The organism is Streptomyces albidicamelliae (genome assembly GCF_025642175.1).
In the GTDB taxonomy this organism is placed as follows: Bacteria; Actinomycetota; Actinomycetes; order Streptomycetales; family Streptomycetaceae; genus Streptomyces; species Streptomyces albidocamelliae.
Window position 1 is genome coordinate 5,641,539 of record NZ_CP106795.1, and the last position, 21,974, is coordinate 5,663,512.

At 72.7% G+C, this 21,974-nt stretch carries 17 protein-coding genes and 2 pseudogenes; 8 read left to right on the forward strand and 11 right to left on the reverse strand.

The window, feature by feature from the left end; all coding sequences use genetic code 11:
- Positions 1–192 precede the first annotated feature (192 nt).
- The 3 genes and pseudogenes from N8I86_RS25930 to N8I86_RS25940 all read left to right on the forward strand — a co-directional run bounded on the left by N8I86_RS25930 (position 193) and on the right by N8I86_RS25940 (position 4,299).
- Entirely contained in the window at positions 193–1,041 is an 849-nt protein-coding gene (locus N8I86_RS25930) for a 3-hydroxyacyl-CoA dehydrogenase family protein (protein ID WP_073889599.1), read from the forward strand.
- Positions 1,042–1,253: 212 nt separating this feature from the next.
- Complete coding sequence (locus N8I86_RS25935; RefSeq protein WP_073889601.1) at positions 1,254–1,577, forward strand: STAS domain-containing protein; 324 nt, start codon at positions 1,254–1,256, stop codon at positions 1,575–1,577.
- Between the two features lie 272 nt (positions 1,578–1,849).
- Positions 1,850–4,299: pseudogene (locus N8I86_RS25940) on the forward strand (ATP-binding protein).
- 37 nt (positions 4,300–4,336) lie between these two features.
- On the opposite strand, the gene nucS reads toward N8I86_RS25940, so the two are convergent.
- Positions 4,337–5,008, reverse strand: a complete 672-nt coding sequence (gene nucS / locus N8I86_RS25945; protein ID WP_073889605.1) for an endonuclease NucS — start codon at positions 5,006–5,008, stop codon at positions 4,337–4,339.
- A gap of 276 nt (positions 5,009–5,284) precedes the next feature.
- Between nucS and N8I86_RS25950 the strand changes: the two genes are divergently transcribed.
- Positions 5,285–5,677, forward strand: a complete 393-nt coding sequence (locus tag N8I86_RS25950) for an SCO5389 family protein (protein ID WP_073889606.1) — start codon at positions 5,285–5,287, stop codon at positions 5,675–5,677.
- Between the two features lie 116 nt (positions 5,678–5,793).
- On the opposite strand, the gene N8I86_RS25955 is transcribed toward N8I86_RS25950, so the two are convergent.
- Positions 5,794–6,822 (reverse strand): LLM class flavin-dependent oxidoreductase, encoded by a 1,029-nt coding sequence (locus tag N8I86_RS25955; protein WP_263278828.1) that lies wholly within the window; start codon positions 6,820–6,822, stop codon positions 5,794–5,796.
- A gap of 221 nt (positions 6,823–7,043) precedes the next feature.
- On the opposite strand from N8I86_RS25955, the gene N8I86_RS25960 reads away from it, so the two are divergent.
- Complete coding sequence (locus N8I86_RS25960; RefSeq protein WP_073889609.1) at positions 7,044–7,370, forward strand: ATP/GTP-binding protein; 327 nt, start codon at positions 7,044–7,046, stop codon at positions 7,368–7,370.
- A 7-nt stretch (positions 7,371–7,377) separates the two neighbouring features.
- On the opposite strand, the gene N8I86_RS25965 is transcribed toward N8I86_RS25960, so the two are convergent.
- The 8 genes and pseudogenes from N8I86_RS25965 to mce form a co-directional block, all read right to left on the reverse strand.
- Complete coding sequence (locus tag N8I86_RS25965; protein ID WP_073889610.1) at positions 7,378–8,253, reverse strand: ABC transporter permease; 876 nt, start codon at positions 8,251–8,253, stop codon at positions 7,378–7,380.
- Positions 8,250–9,568 (reverse strand): annotated as a pseudogene (locus N8I86_RS25970) (ABC transporter ATP-binding protein). Before N8I86_RS25970 ends, N8I86_RS25965 begins: the two are co-directional and overlap by 4 nt.
- 131 nt (positions 9,569–9,699) lie before the next feature.
- The gene (locus tag N8I86_RS25975) at positions 9,700–10,473 is read right to left on the reverse strand and encodes an ABC transporter permease (RefSeq protein WP_073889613.1); all 774 of its coding nucleotides are present in this window, start codon (positions 10,471–10,473) and stop codon (positions 9,700–9,702) included.
- Positions 10,474–10,477: 4 nt separating this feature from the next.
- Complete coding sequence (locus tag N8I86_RS25980; protein WP_263278829.1) at positions 10,478–11,431, reverse strand: ABC transporter ATP-binding protein; 954 nt, start codon at positions 11,429–11,431, stop codon at positions 10,478–10,480.
- A 71-nt stretch (positions 11,432–11,502) separates the two neighbouring features.
- The gene (locus N8I86_RS25985; protein WP_073889616.1) at positions 11,503–11,766 is read right to left on the reverse strand and encodes a DUF3253 domain-containing protein; all 264 of its coding nucleotides are present in this window, start codon (positions 11,764–11,766) and stop codon (positions 11,503–11,505) included.
- Positions 11,767–11,980: 214 nt separating this feature from the next.
- Positions 11,981–12,916, reverse strand: coding sequence for a coiled-coil domain-containing protein (locus N8I86_RS25990; protein ID WP_073889618.1), 936 nt, complete (start codon positions 12,914–12,916; stop codon positions 11,981–11,983).
- A gap of 182 nt (positions 12,917–13,098) precedes the next feature.
- A complete protein-coding gene (scy, locus tag N8I86_RS25995) occupies positions 13,099–17,013 on the reverse strand; it encodes a polarized growth protein Scy (protein WP_073889619.1) in 3,915 nt (1,304 codons plus the stop codon).
- 206 nt (positions 17,014–17,219) lie between these two features.
- Positions 17,220–17,660: a methylmalonyl-CoA epimerase gene (gene mce / locus N8I86_RS26000; protein ID WP_073889621.1), complete on the reverse strand. Its 441-nt coding sequence runs from the start codon at positions 17,658–17,660 to the stop codon at positions 17,220–17,222.
- A gap of 150 nt (positions 17,661–17,810) precedes the next feature.
- Here mce and N8I86_RS26005 point away from each other — a divergent pair, with 150 nt between their 5' ends.
- The 3 genes from N8I86_RS26005 (at position 17,811) to N8I86_RS26015 (ending at position 21,432) form a co-directional block, all read left to right on the forward strand.
- On the forward strand, positions 17,811–19,010 hold the full coding sequence (locus N8I86_RS26005; protein WP_073889623.1) for an acetyl-CoA C-acetyltransferase: 1,200 nt from the start codon (positions 17,811–17,813) through the stop codon (positions 19,008–19,010).
- Positions 19,011–19,047: 37 nt separating this feature from the next.
- Positions 19,048–20,004, forward strand: a complete 957-nt coding sequence (gene meaB / locus N8I86_RS26010) for a methylmalonyl Co-A mutase-associated GTPase MeaB (RefSeq protein ID WP_073889624.1) — start codon at positions 19,048–19,050, stop codon at positions 20,002–20,004.
- A gap of 144 nt (positions 20,005–20,148) precedes the next feature.
- Positions 20,149–21,432, forward strand: a complete 1,284-nt coding sequence (locus tag N8I86_RS26015) for an MFS transporter (protein WP_263278830.1) — start codon at positions 20,149–20,151, stop codon at positions 21,430–21,432.
- On the opposite strand, the gene N8I86_RS26020 is transcribed toward N8I86_RS26015, so the two are convergent.
- Positions 21,429–21,905: a MarR family winged helix-turn-helix transcriptional regulator gene (locus N8I86_RS26020; RefSeq protein WP_073889626.1), complete on the reverse strand. Its 477-nt coding sequence runs from the start codon at positions 21,903–21,905 to the stop codon at positions 21,429–21,431. The genes N8I86_RS26015 and N8I86_RS26020 overlap by 4 nt on opposite strands.
- Between the last annotated feature and the right edge of the window lie 69 nt (positions 21,906–21,974).

The window sequence follows — 21,974 nt, forward strand, 5'->3', positions numbered from 1 at the left end:
GGCCGCCCCGGCCGGCCCGGCGCGCAGCCTTCCGCGCGGGCCGGCGGGGGGATCGCCATGTCCGTCAAATCTGACGTGACCGGGGTCTCACCCCCTGAGACAGTGACACGCATTACTTACCGTCCTCAAGTCGTCGCTCGAGCGCTAGGGTCCGCCGAGAGGCAGAAGTCAACAGGGTTCGAGGAGTCGTCAGTGGCACGCAAGCTCGCTGTCATCGGGGCCGGTCTCATGGGATCGGGTATCGCTCAGGTCGCCGCGCAGGCGGGCTGGGACGTCGTGCTGCGTGACGTCACCGACGAGGCGCTGACGCGGGGCACCGACGGCATCAAGGCCTCGTACGACAAGTTCGTGGGCAAGGGCAAGCTCGCCGCGCAGGACGCCGAGGCCGCCCTGGCCCGCATCACGCCGACCACCGACCTGGACGCCGCCGCCGACGCCGACATCGTCGTCGAGGCCGTCTTCGAGAAGCTGGAGGTCAAGCACGACATCTTCCGCGCGCTCGACAAGATCGTGCGCCCGGACGCCGTGCTCGCCTCCAACACCTCCGCCATCCCGATCACCAAGATCGCGGCGGCCACCGAGCACCCCGAGCGGGTCGTCGGCGTGCACTTCTTCTCGCCGGTGCCGATGATGCAGCTCGTCGAGCTCGTCCGCGGCTACAAGACCAGCGACGAAACCCTCGCCGCCGCGCGGGAGTTCGCCGAGTCCGTCGGCAAGACCTGCATCGTCGTCAACCGGGACGTCGCCGGCTTCGTCACCACCCGGCTGATCTCCGCCCTCGTCGTCGAGGCCACCAAGCTCTACGAGTCGGGCGTCGCGACCGCCGAGGACATCGACCTCGCCTGCAAGCTCGGCTTCGGCCACGCGATGGGCCCGCTCGCCACCGCCGACCTCACCGGCGTGGACATCCTGCTGCACGCCACCGGCAACATCTACACCGAGTCGCAGGACGAGAAGTTCGCCCCGCCGGAGCTGATGCGCCGGATGGTGGACGCCGGTGACATCGGCCGCAAGAGCGGGCAGGGCTTCTACACGTACTGAGACCAGCGGTGCGCCGGACCGGGACCCATCGGTACGGCGCACCGGGGCCTCCGTACGTGCACACGACGGACATTCACCCCGGGAGCCATCACTCCCGCGGGTGAATTCGGTATCGGTTCGCTTACAAGCAGCAACCGCACCGCCACTCACACAGTCAGACGTTGCACAGCACCGTCACGGAGTACGCCAACCGCACTCAACGGGGAGCGCATATGTACATCAGGGGCGACGACGCCGAGCTGGCCGTCGGGGGCCGCCTTGACGTACGCAGCGCGGCGGACGCCCGTACGGCCCTCCACTCGGCCGTCGACGACGGGGTCGGTGACCTGGTGCTCGACCTCTCCGAACTGGACTCCTGGGACGCCACCGGCCTCGGTGTGATCATGGGCGCCCACCGGCGGGCCGGCCGCTGCGGCCGCCGCCTCGTGCTGCGCGGCGTGCCGCCGCAGATGCAGCGTCTGCTGGTGGCCACCCGGCTGCACCGCATCCTCGCCATCGAGGGCGGCATCGGAGTCGAGTCCCTGCCCCGGGTGTAACGCCTCGATCGGGTGTGAACCGGGCGTCGGGGGAGACCCGGGCGCAGCCGCCGAAGGGCGCGTCGCGGGCAATCCTCATGAGACCGTGACGTCTCGGACCGCACGGCACCCCACCCTGTCGGAGATACTGAGCGAAGGTTTAGGGTTCGGTCGCCCGCCGCCTCGCAACCCTCTACCGAGCGGGCCCGGACCAGAAGCGACAGCGCCGTGTGCGACCAGGCCGGGAGGGGCCGCATCACGGCCACACGACGCTTTTTGGGGGGCAGGAACCCATGGACCCGAACACCCCGGGACCCGAGGAGCACGGCCAGGCGTACAGCCGCCGCCCGCCTCGGGACTCCCTCACCTCCGACTTCGTCCCGAACACGCCCGCGCTCGCCCGCACGGTGCGACTCGTCTCCGGTGACCTGCTGCTGACCGTCAACCCGGTCGACGGCAGCGAGATAGAGCCCTGCCCGCCCGTCGAGCGCCCCGCCGCGCCCCGCAAGCGCACCGCCGCCGAGCGTGCCGACGCCGAGCACGCCGCCCGCCCGCCGGTACCGGCCGGACCCGGGCGGCCCGCTCCCTCCCTGCTGGAACGGCAGGACGAACGCGAGCGCCTGGTCCGCCTGCTGGCCCGCGGCCGGACCGTACGGCTGACGGGGCCCGGCGGCTCCGGCCGCACCGCCCTCCTCGACCTGGTCGCCGAGGACTGCGTGGACCTCGCACCCGACGGCGTGGTCCGGCTCAGCGGCTTCCACCGCTCGGCCGCCGAGGTCATGCACGATCTCTTCCACGCCGTCTACGACGCCCCCGGGTACCGCCCGGAACAGGACGAACTGCTCGCCCGTCTGCGGGAGATCGGCGCGGTCGTCGTCCTCGACGACGTCGAGTTCGGCGGCACCGCCCTGGACGAGCTGCTCGACGCCACCCCCGAGTGCGCCCTGCTGCTGGGCGCCACCCCGGACGTGCAGGCGCCCTCCCCCGAGTCGGAGGTCGAGGAGGTCTTCCTCGGCGGTCTCGACCGCGCCGCCGGCGTGGAGCTCCTGGAACAGGCCGTCGGCCGGGTCCTCACCGAGGAGGAGGCCAACTGGGCCGGCGACCTCTGGTTCGAGTCCGAGGGGCTGCCCCTGCGGTTCGTGCAGGCCGGCGCCCTCCTGCGGCAGCACGACCAGCTGCGGGCCAGCGCCGGCGCGGTGGACGAGTACGGCGTCTTCGAGGACGTGCGCCGGCCGGCCGAGACCCCCGCGGATCCGGCCGCCGCCCCGTCGGAGGACGTGCCGCTGCCCTCCTCGGCGAGGCCGCCGCCCCCGCCCCGCTGCTCGCCTCCCGGCTCAGCGCCTCCGCCCGCGCCACCCTGCGCCTCGCGGTCGCCCTCGGCGGTGAGGTGCCCCACCAGGCCCATCTGCCGGCCCTCGTGGGCGACACCCATGCCGACGCCGCCCTCGGGGAGCTCGCGGGCTGCGGGCTGGTCTCCCCGGTCGGTGCCCGCTACCGGCTCGCCGCGGGTGTGCGGACCCAGCTGGAGGCCGCCGGGTACGCCGACGACGCCCCGGCCCAGGCCCTCACCGCCGCCCAGCACTACGCCTGGTGGGCCGGGCACCCCTCGGTCACCCCCGAGCGGGTCTGCGCGGAGGCCGACGCGGTGCTCGCCGCGCTCGCCGCGGCGGTGCCGCAGACGGTCCCGCCCGTCGAGGGCGAGGAGGCCTGCGCGGTACGGCTCGCACGGACGGCCGCGCCCGCCTTCGCCGCCGGACTCCACTGGAACGCCTGGGACCGGGCGCTGCGCTCCGGCGCGGAAGCCGCCCGGGCGTCCGGCGAGGTGTCCGAACAAGCCTATTTCCACCACGAGTTGGGAGTCCTCGCGCTGTGCGAGGGGCGGCTCGACCGCGCACGGGCCGAACTGGAGGCCTCCGGCGGACTGCGCGCGGCGCTCGCCGACAAGCGGGGCACCGTCGCCGGCCGGCGTGCGCTGGCGCTGGTCGCCGACCTCGCGGGCGAGGCGCCCGGACCGGCGCCGACGGCGGGCGAGGAGGTGCCGGAGGTACGGCACGAGGAGTCGGTGCCACCGCCGTACACCACCGTCGTGGACCCCCTGGTCACCCACCGTCCCCCGGACGGCAGGCCGTTCGGCGGCGTCCGGCGGCTGGCCCGGCGCAACCTGGTGGCGGCGGGCTCCGCGGCGCTGCTCGCCGCCGTGCTCGGCACCGTCGTCACCCTCGGCATGACGTCCCACGAGAACGCGGGCGACAACCCGGCCGGCACGGTCGACGTCAACCCGTCGGCGAGCCAGGACGTGGACGACGGCAGCCCGGACGCCGGACCCGCGGACGACACCGGCACCGCCCACGGCACCGGCACGCCCACCGGCGGCCCGACCTCGCCGGGGCCGGACGGCACCTACGGCACGACGGACGACCCGGCACCGCCGGTCCCGGCGGAACCCTCCGCCGACCCGAGCCGGACCAGGGGGACGGGCGGCGGACACACGTCTCCCACACCGTCGAGGTCGCGGACGACGAAGCCGTCCACGCCGCACCCGACCAGGACGTCGCCCACGGGCACGCCCTCCTCGCCGCCGCCGTCCTCCGCCACGCCGTCGGGGTCCCCGACCCCGACGGGCTCGACGACCCCGTCCACCACGGACACGGCGGGCGGCCCGGCGACGTCCGGCAGCCCGGAGAACACGGCGCGGGCCGCCTACGGGGAGGAGCCGGACCTCTTCTTCGGCGGGCTGATGTAGCGCCGGGGCATCCCCCCGGCGCCACCGCCGCGCGCCGTCAGAACAGGCGGAGCTTGTCGTCCTCGATGCCGCGCAGGGCGTCGTAGTCCAGGATCTGGCAGTTGATGCCCCGGTCGGTGGCGAGGACGCGGGCCTGGGGCTTGATCTCCTGCGCGGCGAAGACGCCGCGGACCGGGGCCAGATGCGGGTCGCGGTTCAACAGCTCCAGATAACGGGTGAGTTGCTCCACGCCGTCGATCTCGCCGCGTCGCTTGATCTCGACGGCGACGGTCCCGCCGTCGGCGTCCCGGCAGAGGATGTCCACCGGGCCGATCGCCGTCATGTACTCGCGGCGGATCAGCGAGTAGCCGTCGCCCAGCGTCTCGATGCGGTCGGCGAGCAGTTCCTGGAGGTGCGCCTCGACGCCGTCCTTGATCAGGCCGGGGTCCACGCCCAGTTCGTGCGAGGAATCGTGGAGGATCTCCTCCATCGTGATGATCAGTTTCTCGCCTGCCTTGTTGACGACGGTCCACACGCCCTCTTCGTCGCCCGTGCCCTCCTTCAGCGTGCAGGGCGGCGACATCCAGTTGAGGGGCTTGTAGGCCCGGTCGTCGGCGTGGATGGAGACGCTGCCGTCCGCCTTGACCAGGATCAGGCGGGGCGCCGAGGGCAGGTGGGCGGTGAGCCGGCCGGCATAGTCGACCGAGCACCGGGCGATGACGAGACGCATGGTCGGCAACGCTACTCGACGGCCGTCGGTGCGCGCGATCCGCCCGTCCCGCTCCCCAGGGATCGCACCATTTGTCCCTGGAAACTCTTGTTCATCCCTGGCCGATTGTGGGCGTAACGGGACCGTTCGATATACGCAATCTGCTGGTGTGGTCACCGACCGTTGCCTACCGTAGGGAACGGGAGGTCGCGAGCCATGTACTGAGCGTGTTCGAAATCGCGAACTCCCTTATCTGTCCGGCAACCCCTGCTCCGCGGGGGTGCGAGAGGAGAACCCATGTCGCTCGACGTCTCACCGGCCCTACTCGAACAGGCCGAGCGAGGCGAGGTCGACGAAGCAGCATTCGTCGACTGCGTCCGGACCTCCCTGCCCTACGCATGGGAGATGATCAGCTCCCTGGTGGCCCAGCTGAAGGTGGACGGCGGCTCCTTCGCCGACAACCAGACGCCCCCGCCGGACGAGCAGGCACGCGGACAGCTGCTGCGTGCACTCGCGAGCGACGCCATACGCGGCGCGCTGCAGCGGCACTTCGGTGTGCGGCTGGCCTTCCAGAACTGCCACCGCGTGGCGGTGTTCCCGCTGGACGCCTCGGTGGACGAGAAGCTGGCCCGCTTCACCTCGGTGCGCAGCCAGTTGCTCAACCAGTCGCCGGAGCTCCGGGACTGCTGACGCGCGGCTCCGGTACGGCCGAGCCCCCGAGCCGCTCGCTTGCCGCTCCACCCGCCGGGAGGTGCATTCAGTACTGGGGCGGCAAGCCCCCCAGGTGGCCTGCGCGCGGGATGTGGTCAGCGCAACTGGGGCAGCACCTCGGCGCCGAGGCGCCGCAGGTTCTCCTCCGTGGCCGCGAGGTCGCCCGAGCCCTCCACCAGGAGGGCGAAGCGGGAGATGCCGGTGCGCTCCGCGGTGGCCGCGAGCCGGTCGGCGGCGAGCCGCGGAGTGCCCACCGGGTGCAGCCCGCAGAGCAGTTCGGTGTAGGCGTGCGGGTCGCGCATGGAGCGGGCCCGGCCGTCCACCGTCACATGGGCGCCCAGCCCCTGCCGCAGCCAGCCCGGCATGGCCTTCAGCAGCGTCTCCGCCGCGTCCGTGCGCCGGTCGGCGAGCTGGCAGACCCCGGCCGACACATGGGCGGCGTCCGCGACCTCCTCGGCGCTCCGGCCCGCCGCGCGGGCGCACCGCCGCCACAGGGCGACCATCTCGGCCTTCTCCTCGTCCCCGACGTGCATGCCGAGCAGCATCGGCAGACCGCGCTCGGCGGCCAGCCGCACGCTTGCCGGCGAGGTGCACGCCACCACGACCTCGGGGCCCGGGGCGTCCGTCAGCGCCTCCGACGGCCGGGGCACGACCGCCACCTCGCGGAAGGAGAACCGCTCGCCGGAGGCCGCCACCGCCGGCTCGCGCAGCCAGCGCAGCAGCAGATCGAGGGATTCGGGGAACCCCTGTTCGTAGGCCTCCAGGCCCGCTCCGAAGACCTCCAGGTCCACCCAGGGCCCGCCCCGGCCCACGCCCAGGGTGAACCGTCCGCCGCTCGTCACGTGCAGCAGCGCCGCCTGCTCGCCGAGGGCGACCGGGTGCGCGGTGGGCAGTACGCTGATCGCCGTGCCGACGCGGATGCGCCGGGTGCGGCCGAGCAGCAGGGCGGCCAGGGTGACCGCCGACGGACAGGTGCCGTACGGCACGAAGTGGTGCTCGGCCAGCCACACCGCGTCCAGCCCGGCCTCCTCGGAGACCTCGGCCGAGCGGACCGCCCGGTGCAGGGCCTCCCCCTGACCCTGGCCCGGGAACTGGGCTGCCAGCACAAAACTTCCTACGTGCATCGCTCTTCCTGCTTCCTTGGCTCCGACCCGGAGCTCCCCCACCCGGCATAACCGTCTGACACGTGCCCAGGACACGGCCTCGCGGGAAGATTTGCGGATTGTCTGCAGAATGGGGCGCCCTGCAGGGGGACTTGTACGGGTTGGTTCCGTACGCGTACCCCTCTCGGCGGCGCGTAGGCTGGATGCAGTCGCGCTTCCTGTATAGCCCCGAGAGGTGTCCCGTGTCCCCGCGTCGCAACCGACCGAAGGCAGCCGGATCGTCGAGCGCCGAGGACGACCGCGCCGGCCGGTACGGCGGCTGGCAGTCCTCGGAGAGCTGGCAGGGCGAGGACTGGAACGTGCGGCACGTGGCGGGCGCGAGCACGGAGGGCAAGACCTACCGCTGCCCCGGCTGCGACCAGATGATCCCCTCCGGCGTCCCGCACGTGGTGGCCTGGCCGGAGCACGCGGGGGTGGACGACCGCCGCCACTGGCACAAGGCGTGCTGGAACGCGAAGGACCGCCGCACCACGCGGGTGCAGCGGTCCCGTAACGCGCCGAGGTTCTGAGCGGCGGCTACACGTCCCGGCTGTGCAGCAGCGCGTACGCGGCACCGTACGCGGCCGCCGTCAGACCGAGGACGATCCACAGCGGGTCCCAGCCGGACGGGCCGGACTCGCTCAGCGAATTGGCGTAGAACACGCTCAGCTGGTTCGGGATCGAGTACTCGAACAGCCACTCGCGCACCTTGCTCAGCGACTCGGTCGCCATGAACAGGGCCAGCACCAGCGGGGCGAGCACGACGCCGATCATGATGGTGATGGCGCCCGCCGAGTGCCGGATGATCGAACCGATCAGCAGCGAGAACAGGCCGAGCAGCGCGATGTAGAGGCTGACGCCGACGGTCGCCTTGAACCAGTCACCGCCGGTCGGGGTGCGCGCGCCCGTGTTCTCCAGCATGGACGCGTGGATCATGGCCACGAGGCCGGACGACACCAGGGTGACGACGAAGGCCAGCACGAAGAACACGATCGCCTTCGCGGCGAGCACCCGGGCCCGGCTGGGGCACGCGGTCATGGTCGTGCGGATCATGCCGGTGCCGTACTCGGAGGCCGTGGTCAGCACGCCGAGCGTGATGATGCAGATGCTGCCGAGGAGCAGTCCGAAGAAGCCGAAGGACAGCGGGTTCTCGCCGCTCAGGCTGGTCTCGCCGGAGTTCGCCGAGACCAGCGAGCCGGACAGCAGGCCGATGCCGAGGACGAGCAGCACGAACACCCCGAGCGTCCACATGGTGGAGCGCACCGACTTGATCTTCGTCCACTCGGAGGCGACGGCGTGCCCGAGGTGGGTGCGCACCACGGGGATCGGCGAGGTGTAGCCGGGGTACGGCCCGCCGGGCGCCGCCTGCGCGGCATGCGGGGCCTGCGGCATCGGGGGCTGGTGGGTGCTCATCGGGCGTCCTCGGGCTGGGTCTGGTCGGCGGGGGCGGAGGCGGCGGCAGCGGGCGCCGCTCCGGGCACCGGGGGCGCGGCGGGCGCCTGCTGCGGCGCCGCGGCCGGTGCGGCCGGGGCCTGGACGGCCGGCTGGGCCTGCGGTGCCGGTGCGGCCGGGGCGCCCGGGACCTGAGCGGCCGGCTGGGCGTAGGGGTTGGCGGCAGGCGCGCCGGGGCGCCGTACGCGCCCGCCGCGGCACCGTCGTACGGACCCGTGGGCGCCGGCGGCATCGTGAACGGCTGCCCGCCCTGCTGGGGCGGCGGCGGGGCGTACCAGCCCGGCTGGCCCTGGCCGGGCACCGGCATGGGCGGCTGGACGCCGGGCGGCAGCTGCTGCTGCAGTCCCGCCTTCTGGTCGACGGTGGAGCGGTAGTCGACGGCGCCCTGCGTCATCCGCATGTACGCCTCCTCCAGCGAGGCCTGGTGCGGCGACAGCTCCCACAGCCGGACGCCCGCGTCGTGCGCGAGGTCGCTGATGCGGGGCAGCGGCAGCCCGGTCACCCGCAGCGCGCCGTCCTGCTCCGGCAGGACGTGGCCGCCCGCCTCGGTGAGCGCGGAGGACAGCTTCTCGCGCAGCTGCGGCTCGGTCTCCGGGGTGCGCACCCGCGCGAAGTCGGCGGAGTTGGCCGAGATGAAGTCCTTCACGCTCATGTCGGCGAGGAGCTGGCCCCGGCCGATGACGATGAGGTGGTCGGCGGTCAGCGCCATCTCGCTCATCAGGTGCGAGGAGACGAAGACCGTACGCCCCTCGGCCGCGAGGGCCCGCATCAGGTTGCGGACCCAGAGGATGCCCTCGGGGTCGAGACCGTTGACCGGCTCGTCGAAGAGCAGCACCTGCGGGTCGCCGAGCAGCGCGGCGGCGATACCGAGGCGCTGGCCCATGCCGAGCGAGAAGCCCTTGGACCGCTTCTTCGCCACCTCCTGCAGACCGACGACGCCGAGCACCTCGTCCACCCGGCGGGCCGGGATGCCCGACAGCTGGGCGAGGCTCAGCAGATGGCTGCGGGCGCTGCGGCCGCCGTGCACGGCCTTGGCGTCCAGCAGCGCGCCGACCTGCCGGGGGGCGTTCGGCAGCCTGCGGTAGGGGTAGCCGCCGATGGTCACCGAGCCGGACGTCGGATTGTCCAGCCCGAGGATCATCCGCATCGTCGTCGACTTGCCCGAGCCGTTCGGCCCGAGGAAGCCGGTGACGGCTCCCGGCCGCACCTGGAAGGAAAGGTTGTACACGGCGGTCTTGTCGCCGTAGCGCTTGGTCAGGCCTACAGCCTCGATCATGCTCCGCACCCATCGAAAGGTTCAGGACAGCGGGGCACACGCCCCCGTAAGGGTTAGGAGGATATCGAGGCGCTGACGGTTCCGCCCAAAGGAAGGTAAAGCCAGAACATCACGATCCGTCGTACGGCGGTCTACTGGGCGTCCCGGCGCTCGAGGAGGGCGTAACCACCGAGCAGCGCGGCGATCACCCACAGTGCCATGATTCCCAGGCCGCCCCAGGGCCCGTACGGCGTGTCGTCGTCCAGGACCGGCACGACCTGCATGATCCGGCTGCCGGCCTGGTCGGGCAGGAAGCGGCCGATCTTCTTCGTGGCGTCGACGTTGCCGAGGATGTTGGAGATCAGGAAGAAGAACGGCATCAGGATGCCGAGCGACAGCAGCGGCGAGCGCAGCATCGCGGCGACGCCCATGGAGAACATGGCGATCAGCGCCATGTAGAGCCCGCCGCCGAGCACCGCGCGCAGCACTCCCGGATCGCCGATCCCGGTGCCCAGCGAGCCGAGCATCGCCTGCCCGAGGAAGAACGCGGCGAAGCTCGTCACCATGCCGACGGCCAGCGCGAGCGCCCCGGCCACCGCGATCTTGCCGAACAGGAAGGTGCCCCGCTGCGGTACGGCCGCGAGCGAGACCCGGATCATGCCGGTGCTGTACTCGTTGGTGACGACCAGCACCCCGAACACGATCATGGCGAGCTGGCCGAGGGTCATCCCGGCGAAACTGATGACCGTGGGGTCGAAGGAGAGCCGCTCGCGCAGCGGCATCTGCTCGAACTGGCTCCTCGTCAGCGCGGAGATCAGCATCCCGAGGGCGATGGTCACGACCACCGCCAGCGACAGCGTCCAGACCGTCGACGCCACCGAACGGATCTTGGTCCATTCGGACCGGAGCACCTGTGCGGCCGCCATGACGTCAGGCCTCCTTCCAGCCGGCGCCCCAGTCCTGCCCGCCGGTACCCGTGTCGGCGTGCGCGTGGTACTCCACCGCCTCCGCGGTCAGTTGCATGAACGCCTCCTCCAGCGAAGCCTGCCGCGGGCTCAGCTCGTGCAGCACGAGCCCGTTCCGGGCCGCCAGCTCGCCGATCTGCTCGGCCTTGCCGCCCTCCACCTCCAGCGCCCCGGCGCCCGACTCCACGACCGTGATCCCGGCCTGGTGCAGCACGTCGAGCAGCCGCTCGCGCTGAGGGGTGCGGATGCGGACGTACGACCGTGAGTTCTGCCGGATGAAGTCGGCCATGGAGGTGTCCGCGAGCAGCCTGCCCTGCCCGATGACGACCAGGTGCTCCGCCGTCAGCGCCATCTCGCTCATCAGGTGGCTGGAGACGAACACCGTCCGCCCCTGCGCGGCCAGCGACTTCATCAGGGTGCGGATCCAGTGGATGCCCTCGGGGTCGAGGCCGTTGACCGGTTCGTCGAACATCAGGATCCGCGGATCGCCGAGCAGCGCGGCGGCGATGCCGAGCCGCTGCCCCATGCCCAGCGAGAAGCCCTTCGCCTTCCTCCGCGCCACCGCGGTGAGCCCGACGGTGTCCAGCACCTCCGCCACCCGGCGCGCGGGGATCCCGTTGCTCTGCGCGAGACACAGCAGGTGGTTGAAGGCGCTGCGGCCGCCGTGCACGGCCTTGGCGTCCAGCAGGGCGCCGATGGACGTCAGCGGGTCCTTGAGCCGGTCGTAGTGCCTGCCGTCGATGCGGACGTCGCCGGCGGTGGGGTGGTCGAGCCCGAGGATCATCCGCATGGTCGTGGACTTCCCGGCGCCGTTGGGGCCGAGGAACCCGGTCACGATGCCGGGTCTGACCGCGAAGGTGAGACGGTCCACCGCCACCTTGTCGCCGTACCGCTTGGTCAGCCCCTCCAGCTCGATCATGCGGCCACGCTAGGACGGGGTCCGGGGCCCTGCCACTCGGAGGGGGCGGCCCGGGGCACCGCCGTACGGGCTCACCGGGCCGGCCGGCGGATCCGGACGGGCCCCCGGGCCTCGGCCGGATCGACGGGGGAGCCGTGCTGGGTGACCTCCACCCGGCCGTCGGCCGCGAGCCGCGCCGCCGCCCGGCGCACGGGTTCCATCAGCTCCCGCCAGCCCTCGTCCTCGCCCCGGTGCACCGCGCGTGCCACGTCCGAGGGACAGACGGAGGCACCCGGCGCCCGCCGGTCGAGCAGATCGAGAATGGCGTCCTCCAGGGACCGCCCGCCGTCCGGCATGAGAGGCCCTCCTTCCCGGCCCGTCCGCGCGGCACCGGCCCGCCGCGGCGGGCCACGCCCCACGCTCCTACGGCCAGGCTACGGCGCCGTACCCGGCGGCCGCGGGGCGCGGTCCGGCCACGGCGCGCGGCCCACGGGACGGCCGCGGGCACGCGGAAGGGGCGGCGGGACCCGGTCCCGCCGCCCCCTCACGGCGTCGTACGACTGCCCGGAACTACCGGGTCTGCTGCGCCGGCACCCCGCGGGAGATCGGCTCGTCGTCGGTCGACGTGCCGGCCGCGGCCACCGCGGCGCCCGTCAGCGTGGCGAGCATCTCGCGGACGTTCGTCAGCTGGGCGTTGATGGAGTCGCGGCGGTTGGTCAGGGCGGCCAGCTCGCGCTCGGACTCCGAACGGATCCGGTCGGCCTTGGCGTTCGCGTCGGCCACGATGTCCTCGGCCTGGCGCTGGGCCGTCTCCACCGTCTGGCGGGCGCGGCGCTCGGCGTCCGTGCGCAGCTTCTCCGCCTCCAGACGCAGCTGCTCGGCGCGGTGCTCGATCTCGGCGAGGCGCTTCTCGGCCTTGGCCTGACGGGACGCCAGGTCGCGCTCGGACTGCTCGCGGCGCTTGGCCAGGTTGGTCTCGAAGTCGGCGGCGGCCTGCGCGGCCTTGGCACGCGTCTCCTCGAAGAGGGCGTCCGCCTCCTCGCGCTTGGACTGCGCGTCCTTCTGCGCCTCGGAACGCAGCTGGGAGGCGTCGGCCTTGGCCTTCTCGACGATCCGGACGCCCTCGTCCTCGGCCTTGGCCTTGCGCTCGGTGGCGTAGGACTCGGCGTCGTTGCGGACCTGCTGGGCCGCCGACTCGGCGAGGTCGCGGTGCTGCTCGGCCGCGCGCCGGGCCTCCTCACGCAGCTCCTTCGCCTCTTCCTCGGCCAGGCGCAGGATCTTCTCGACCCGCGCGCCGAGACCCGCGTACGACGGCTCGGCGTCGGTGACCTGTGCCTGGGCGTTCTGCGTCTCGAGGTGCAGCTCCTCGATGCGCTTCTCCAGGGCGGTGATGCGGGCTAGAGCGCTGTCACGGTCGGAGACGAGCTTGGAGATACGTTCGTCCACCTGAGCGCGGTCGTACCCACGCCGCACAAGCTCGAAGCCGTAGGGGGAAGTGTCGCTCATGGGGTTCCTGTCAATGAGACCGGTGAGGTGATAAGGGGAATCCTAGGGGCCGAAGCGGTGTGTCATCGAGCGGATACGGTTTTGATCTGGAGAATGGCACCTCTTTCGGGTGGCTGACCGCCGGACGGCTTGCCAAGTACCCGGGCAAAGCCCCCAGAAGACACCGGAATGCACCCCGCGGGCTAGCCGTCCGACGACTTGCCACCCGAACGGGGGGCTCCCACGGTCGCACCCGCCTTGACTCCGCCGTCCTTCGCACCGGCCGGGGCCTCGAAGGACTCCAGCGCCTCCAGGACGTCCTGCACCCGGGAGATCTCGGTGTTGATGTCCTCGCGCCGGCGCACCAGGATCTCCAGCTCCCGCTTGCCCTCCTCGACCGTGCGCCGGGCCTCCCGGATCGCCTCGGCCTTCAGCTCCTCGGCCTCCTTCACCAAGGTGGCCTTCTTCGTCTCGGCCTCCTTGAGCAGCCCCTCCGCCTTCTTGACGGCGGCGATGCGCACCTTGCCCGCCTCGGAGTTCGCCTCCGACAGCGTCTCCTTGGCCTTGGCCTGCGCCTTGGCCAGCTGCTCCTCGGCGGCCGCGATGAGCGCGTCGCAGCGGTCGCCGGTGGACTTCATCGTCTCGGCGGCCTCGCGGCGGGCCCGCTCGTGCAGCTCCTCGATCTCGCTGGTGATGCGGTCGCGCAGCTCCTCCGCGCGCTCCCTTATGGCGGTGGCGTCCCGACGGGCGCCGACCAGCAGCTCGTCGGCGTCCGTCCGGGCCTTCTCCACCAGGGTGTTGCCGTCGACGGTCGCCTCGGAGACGATCCGGTCGGCCTCGCTGCGGGCCGCGCCGACCATCGTGTCGGCCTGCGACTCGGCGTCCGCGGTGGTCTTCAGCGCCTGCTGCTGGGCCTCGGCGAGCAGCTTGTCGGCCTCGGCCGCGGTCTCCGTGATCAGCGTGTCGACCTGCTCGGCCGCCTCCGAGCGCCGCTTGTTGGCGTCCTTGCGGGCCTCGTCCAGGGTCCGCTCGGACTCCTCGCGCGCGGAGTTGACGAGCCGTTCGGCCTCCGCCTCCGCGTCCGCCTTGACCCGCTCGGCCTCGGACCGCAGCCGCTCCGCGTGCGCCTGCGCGGAACCGACCGTCTCGGCGGCCTCGGCGCGCAGCCGCTCGGCGTCGCCGGTGGCGTCCCCGAGGAGCCGATCGGCGTTCGCGACGGCCTCCGCGCGCACCCGCTCGGCCTCGGCGGCCGTCTCCGTCCGGAGCCGCTCGGACTCCTCGCGCGCGGAGTTGACGAGCCGTTCGGCCTCCGCGACCGTCTCGGTCTGGAGCCGCTCGGCCTCGTTGCGGGCCTCGGTGATGAGGGTGTCCGCCTGGGTCGCCGCGTCCGAGCGGATGCGGTTGGCGTCCTCGCGGGCGTCCGCCCGGGTACGGGACGCGGCCTGGTCGGCCTCGGCCAGTGAGTCCGACGCCTCGGTGCGCACCCGCTGGGCGTACTCGGAGGCGTCCGAGCGCAGCCGCTCGGCCTCCGAGATCGCCTCGGCCATCGTCCGCTCGGCCAGCGCCTTCGCGGCCTCGGACTCCTCGTTCGCCTCGCGCCGCAGCCGGCTCGCGTCCTCGCCGGCCCGCTCCCGCTCGGCGTAGGCGTCGGCGCGGACCCGGTCCGCCTCCTCCTCGGCCTCCCGCCGGGTGCGGTCGGCCGCGTGCTCGGCGGCCGAGCGCAGTCCGGTGATCTCCTCCTGCGCCTGCTCGTGCAGTCCGCTGACGGAGTCCCGGACCTGCTGGGCGTGCTGCTCGGCGGCGGCGACCATCTCGGTGGCGCGCCGGTCGGCCTCCTCGACCAGCCGGGTCGCCTCGGCCTGCGCCTCGTCGACGCGCTTGCGCGCCGAGGCCAGCAGTTCCTCGCTCTGCTCGCGGGCCCGCTCGCGCTCCTGGTCGGCCTCCTCGCGGGCGGCACCGAGGAGTTCCTCGGCCTCGCGGCGGCGCCGGGCGGCCTCCTCCTGGGCGGCGGCCAGCGTCTCGGACGCCTCCGCGCCCAGCCGCTCCGCCGCGGCCTGCGCCTCCGCGCGCACCCGGTCAGCGGTGTCCTGCGCCTCCGCCTTCAGCCGCTCGGCCTCGGCGGCGGCCTCGGAACGCAGCCGTACGGCGACGGCCTCGCCCTCGGCACGGGACGCGGACGCGTCGGACGCGGCCTCGTCACGCAGCCGCTCGGCCTCCGTCTCGGCCTGCTGCCGGAGCGTGCGGATCCGCTCGGCGGACTCCGCGCGCAGCCGCTCCGTCTCCTCGCCGGCCTCGCGGCGGATCCGGGCGGCCTCCTCGCGGGCGTCGGTGAGCGCCTGCTCGGCGTTGTCCAGCCGTTCCTGGGCCTCGGTCTGGAGCCGGGTCAGTTCCTCGGCGGCCTCGCCGCGGCGGGCCTCGACGGCGCGCTCGGTCTCCTCGCGCAGCTCCAGCGCTGCCCGCTCGGCGTCCGCCCGGACGGCCTCGGCCCGCTCGTCGGCCTCGGCGCGCAGCCGCTCGGCCTCCTTGCGGGTGCGCTCCAGGGTCTCCTCGGCCTGCCGGCGCAGGGAGGTGGCGCGCTCGATGGCCTCGGTGCGCACCTTCTCGCTGTCCGCGGTGGCCTTCTGCCGCAGTTCGTCGGCGTCCACCTTGGCCTTGGCCAGCAGCTCCTCGGCCGACCTGGCAGCCTCCTCGATCTGCGCGACGGCCTCGCGGCGGGCCTCGGCACGGATCGACTCGCCCTCGGCGACCGCGTCGGCCCGCAGCTGCTCGGCCTCCCCGCGCAGCCGGCGGGCCTCCTCCTGGAGCTCGACCGTCTTGGCGCGGTACTCCTTGGTGTCGTCCTTGGCGGCGCCCTTGAGCTGCTCGGCGATGTCGTGCGCCTCGGCGCGCAGCCGGTCCGCCTCGGTCTCGGCCTCGCGGCGGATCCGCTCGGCCTCCTCGGCGGCGGCCTTCGTGGTCCGCTTGGCCTCCTCGGACGCCTTGTTGAGCACGTCCTCGGCGGTCTTGGCCGCCTTGGACAGCTGCGTGGCGCTCTCCTCGGCGGTGACCGTACGGGCCTTCTCGGACGCCTCGGCGACGATCTTCTCGGCCTCGGCGCGGGCGTCCGCGACCAGCTGCTCGGCCTCGGACCGGGTCTGCTCGGCCTCCTTGGTGGCCTCCTCGACCAGCCGGGCGACCTGCTCCTTCGCCGTGCGCGTCCGCGTCTCGTTGGCGGCCTCGGCGCTCGACAGCGTCTTGGCGGCGGCCTGCTCGGCCTCCGTGACGACCTTCTCGGCCTCGGCCTGCGCCTTGCGCAGCGCCTCCTCGGCCTGGGCCATCCGCTCCTCGGCGGCCCGGCTCAGCTCGGCGGACTGCCGGCGGGCGGCGTCCGACTCGGTGACCGTGCTGCTGCGCAGCTGCTCGGCGTGGTCGGTGGCCTCCTGGGCCTGCGTGGAGGCCGCGTTCAGCAGCCGCTCGGCGTCCGTGCGGGCGCGGCGCAGGATCTGCTCGGCCTCGCTGCGCGCCGACTCGGCGTCGGCCTGCAGCCGCTCCCGGGCCTCCCGGGTCAGCCGCTCGGCCTCCGCGCGGGCGGTGGCCATCGCCTGCTCGGCCTCCGCGCGGGACTCCTCCAGCAGACGCCTGGCCTGCTGTTCGGTGCGGGCGCGCAGCTGCTCGGCCCAGGCCACGTTCTCGTTGACGTGGGACTCGACGGTGGAGCGGCGCTCGGCCAGCTCCTGGTCGAGCTGCTGGCGGCGGGTCACCGCCTCCTGGTGCAGTTCCGACTGGAGCCGGGCCGCTTGTTCGGCGTGCTCCTGAAGGATGCGCTGCGTCTGCGCGCGGGCCTGGCTCAGCTCCCGCTCGGCGTCCTGGCGCAGCTGCTCCGCCTGCATCTGGGCGTTGCGGAGCAACTGCTCGGCCTGATAGCCGATGTCACCGCCGTCGTAGGCGGGCCGGGTCATGAGGGTGCGCCGCGCCTCGTGCAGCTTGGCGCGCAGCACCTCGACCTGGTAGCCGAGGTCCTCGGCGTGCTGGATCGCCTTTTCCCGCTCGGTCTTCAGCCGCTTCATCTCGGCCTCGAACCGAGAGAGGTGGTCGACGTCAGCCGCCGGCTCTCGCTCCTGGCTCTCGTAGCCCCGCACTGCGCGGTCCCATCCGTCCCCTGGTCAGCTTCTCCAACGAGCTCCGTCCATCCGCCGGACGGGGCCCCCGGGGAATGGTGTCAGATCAACGGCGGAGCACGGGCTGCCGCCCCGACGCTCGTCCCCCGAAACCCGGACCCCGGCATGCGGTCGCCCCGGTTGAAGGGACGACCGCCCCCAACCCTACCGGCCCATATGTACGGCGGTCAGTGCTCGGGCGACTCAACCGGCGCCGAAGTGACCAGTTCTGTGAGCACACCGTGGCAATCCTTGGGGTGCAGGAAGGTGATCCGCGACCCCATGGAACCGATTCGTGGCTGGTCGTACAGAACGCGTACGCCCTTCTCGCGGATGTCCGCGGCGTCGGTGTCCACATCCGCCGTACCGAAAGCGATGTGGTGGACACCCTCGCCGTTCTTGGCGAGCCACTTGGCGACGGTGGAGTCCTCGCGGGTCGGTTCCAGCAGCTGGAGGTAGGAGGCACCGCCGTCCGAGGTCTCGTTGATCTTGAGCATGGCCTCGCGCACGCCCTGTTCCTCGTTGACCTCGGTGTGGAACACCTCGAAGCCGTACGTGGCCCGGTAGAACTCGACGGTCGCGTCGAGGTCGTGACAGGCGATCCCGATGTGGTCGATTCGCGTCAGCATGGATTCAGTGCAGCGCTCATCAGATGGTTACGCAACGTGCGCGCGATCACACCGACGGGCCGATGACGGCACGGAGTGCCACTCAGTACATTCGAAGTAAACCCTCGTTCACTCCTCGGCCTGGGCAGGCCGGTAAGGGGATCGCAGCTCATGCCTTCTGGAACGAACAGCTCGGTGATCGTCGCGGGCGCGCGTACGCCCATGGGACGACTGCTCGGCTCGCTCAAGTCCTTCTCCGGAGCCGACCTCGGCGGCTTCGCGATCAAGGCCGCCCTCGACCGTGCGGGGATCGGCGGCGACCAGGTGCAGTACGTGATCATGGGCCAGGTGCTCCAGGCCGGGGCGGGACAGATCCCGGCCCGCCAGGCCGCCGTCAAGGCCGGTATCCCGATGAGCGTCCCGGCGCTCACCATCAACAAGGTCTGTCTGTCCGGCCTCGACGCCATCGCGCTGGCCGACCAGCTGATCCGCGCCGGCGAGTTCGACATCGTCGTGGCGGGCGGCCAGGAGTCCATGACCAACGCCCCGCACCTGCTGCCGAAGTCCCGCGAGGGCTTCAAGTACGGCGCGGTCGAGATGCTCGACGCGATGGCCTACGACGGTCTGACCGACTCCTTCGAGGGCATCGCCATGGGCGAGTCCACGGAGAAGCACAACACGCGCCTCGGTATCGCGCGCCCCGAGCAGGACGAGATCGCCGCCCTGTCCCACCAGCGGGCCGCCGCGGCGCAGAAGAACGGCGTCTTCGAGGCCGAGATCACCCCCGTGGAGATCCCGCAGCGCAAGGGCGAGCCGGTCGTCTTCAGCAAGGACGAGGGCATCCGCGGCGACACCACCGCGGAGTCGCTCGGCAAGCTGCGGCCGGCCTTCGCCAAGGACGGCACGATCACCGCGGGCTCCGCCTCGCAGATCTCCGACGGCGCTGCGGCCGTGGTCGTCATGAGCAAGGCCAAGGCCGAGGAGCTGGGCCTGGAGTGGCTCGCGGAGATCGGCGCCCACGGCAACGTGGCCGGCCCGGACAACTCCCTGCAGTCCCAGCCGTCGAACGCCATCCGGCACGCCCTGAAGAAGGACGGTCTGGAGGTCGGCGACCTCGACCTCATCGAGATCAACGAGGCCTTCGCCGCGGTCGCCGTGCAGTCAATGAAGGACCTCGGCGTGTCCACGGAAAAGGTGAACGTCAACGGTGGCGCGATCGCGCTGGGCCACCCGATCGGCATGTCCGGCGCCCGTCTCGTGCTCCACTTGGCGCTGGAGCTCAAGCGGCGTGGCGGCGGTGTCGGCGCGGCCGCGCTGTGCGGTGGCGGCGGCCAGGGCGACGCGCTGATCGTCCGGGTTCCGAAGGCCTGAGTCCCCTTAACGTCTGTGAAGTGAACGGAGCTGTTTGATGCAGGACGTCTCCTCTCTGGTGGCCCAGGCCAGGGAAGGCCGGCCGCGGGCCGTGGCCCGGCTCATCTCCCTGGTGGAGGGGGCGTCCCCGCAGCTCAGGGAGGTCATGGCGGCACTGGCCCCGCTGACCGGCAACGCGTACGTCGTCGGTCTGACGGGCTCGCCCGGTGTCGGCAAGTCGACCTCCACCTCCGCGCTCGTCACGGCGTATCGCAAACAGGGCAAACGGGTCGGCGTCCTGGCCGTCGACCCGTCGTCCCCGTTCTCCGGGGGCGCCCTGCTCGGCGACCGGGTCCGGATGTCGGAGCACGCCTCCGACCCGGGCGTCTACATCCGCTCGATGGCCACCCGCGGTCATCTGGGCGGCCTGGCCTGGGCGGCACCGCAGGCGATCCGCGTGCTGGACGCCGCCGGCTGCGACGTGATCCTGGTCGAGACGGTCGGTGTCGGCCAGTCGGAGGTGGAGATCGCCTCCCAGGCGGACACCTCGGTCGTCCTGCTGGCCCCCGGCATGGGCGACGGCATCCAGGCGGCGAAGGCCGGCATCCTCGAGATCGGCGACGTGTACGTCGTCAACAAGGCGGACCGGGACGGCGCCGACGCCACGGCCCGCGAGCTGAACCACATGCTGGGCCTGGGCGAGGCCCGCGCCGCCGGCGACTGGCGTCCGCCCATCGTGAAGACGGTCGCCGCGCGCGCGGAGGGGATCGACGAGGTCGTCGAGGCCCTGGAGAAGCACCGCGCCTGGATGGAGGAGCGCGGGGTCCTCGCCGAGCGCCGCCGGGCCCGCGCGGCCCGCGAGGTGGAGACCATCGCGGTCACCGCCCTGCGCGAACGCATCGGCGACCTGCACGGCGACCGCCGGCTCAGCGCCCTCTCCGAGCGCATCGTCGCCGGTGAGCTGGACCCGTACCGCGCGGCCGACGAACTGGTCGCGGGCCTGACGGAGGGCTGAACCGCCCGCGTGCGGCCCGCCTGCTGCTAGATTGCCGCCATGTTCCTCTTGTTGGCGTAGAGCGCGCACCGGATCGCGGGGCCCGACCGTGGCCACCGCGTCCCTCGGTGTCCCCTCTTCCGCCTCACGCAGAGGAACGTCAGCGTGTCCACGCATGCCTCCACGCGGCCCTCGTACGCCGCCGTCCTGCGCGTCCCGCACGCGCGCCGCACCTTCGTCTCCGCCCTGACCGCCCGGCTGTCCTACGGCACGGTCTCCCTCGCCGTGCTGCTCTCCGTCACCCGTGCCACCGACTCCTACGCGGTGTCCGGCGTGGTGATGTCCCTGTTCGGCGCCACGTCGGTCTTCCTGATGCCGGTCAGGGCGTCCTTGATCGACCGTCACGGCCCCCGCCGCGCCCTGCTGCCGATGTCGGTGCTCTACGGCACCCTGCTGTGCGTCCTGGCGGCCCTCACCTGGCGTCCGGCGGTACCGCCCGCGGCCCTCGCGGCCGCCGCGGCGCTCGCCGGAGCGTGCGCGCCGCCCCTCGGGCCGACCATGCGTGCGTTGTGGGCCGAACTGCTCCCGGACCGCGACCTGCTGCGCCGCGCGTACAGCCTCGACGGGGTCGCGGAGGAACTGCTCTACGTCTCCGGCCCGGTACTGATCGGCGCGCTGACCGTCTTCGCGCACCCGGCGTCCGGCATCCTGCTGAGCGCGTTCCTGATCGTGGCCGGCACCTGCGCCTTCGTCATGTCCCCGGTGATGCCGGGTCCGCGGCCCGCCTCGCACGCGCAGCGGCGCGGGCGAGTACGGGGGCTCGGGACGCCCGTGGCCGTGGCCCTCGGCGTGGGGCTGGCCCTCAGCGGGGTGGACCTGCTGGCGATGGCCTTCGCCTCGGCGCACGCCTACGATCCCGGCACGGTCCCGTGGGTGCTGGGCGCGCTCTCGGCGGGCAGCGCGGTCGGCGGGCTGGTGAACGGGGCGGTGCCCTGGCGGGCGGCGGCCCGCGAGCGGCTGCTTCTCTTCGCCCTCGCCCTGGGCCTGACGGTGGCGGCGGCCGGTCTGGCGCCGAACCTGTGGACGCTCACGGTGGCGATGGCCGTCGCCGGGGCGTTCCTCGCCCCGGCGCTGACGACGGCCTATCTCCTGGCCGACGAGACGGTGCCGGCCGATGCCCGCACCCGGGCCGGGGCCTGGGTGAACATGGGGGTCAACGCGGGAAGCTCCGGGGGAGCGCTGGTGGCGGGGCTGCTGATCGGCCGCCTGCCACTGTGGGCGTGCTTCGCCCTCGCGGGCGGCGCGGCCCTGCTGCCCGCGCTGTCGGCGGTGCGATGGCGGGCCGGCCGGGCCGCCGACCACGCCCTTCCGGCCGGGGGCACCCCGCCCGAGCGGGCCGGAGCGCCCGGCCGCCCGGCCGAGGCCTGTCCGGCAGGCGAACGGAACTAGGGACGCCCCCGCTGTCCCCGCAGGTGCTCGGCGATCGGCTTGAGCGCCTTGTCCAGCTCTATCAGTGCCTCTGGCGACAGAAGGTCGATGAAGTGCCGCCGCACCGACGCCACGTGGTGCGGCGCCACCTTCCGCATCGTCTCCATGCCGTGCTCGGTGAGCACGGCGAACAGTCCGCGCCGGTCGGACTCGCAGTTCTCACGGCGCACCAGGTTCGCGTTCTCCATCCGCGTGATCTGGTGCGACAGCCGGCTCTTGGACTGCAGGGTCGCGGAGGCGAGGTCGCTCATCCGCATCCGTACGTCCTCCGACTCGGACAGGTTCACCAGGATCTCGTAGTCGTTCATAGTCAGGCCGAACGGCTGCAAGTCCTTCTCGAGCTGGTACGTCAACAGCCTGTTGACCTCCAGGTGGGTGCGCCAGGCGCACTGCTCCGCATCGGTCAGCCAGCGCGTGGCCGTCTCGGTCTCCATGAATGAAGTCTACCTAAGAAGTTGAATGACGAACTACTTCGGGTGGTGTGACTGTGCGCACGCGTTCGA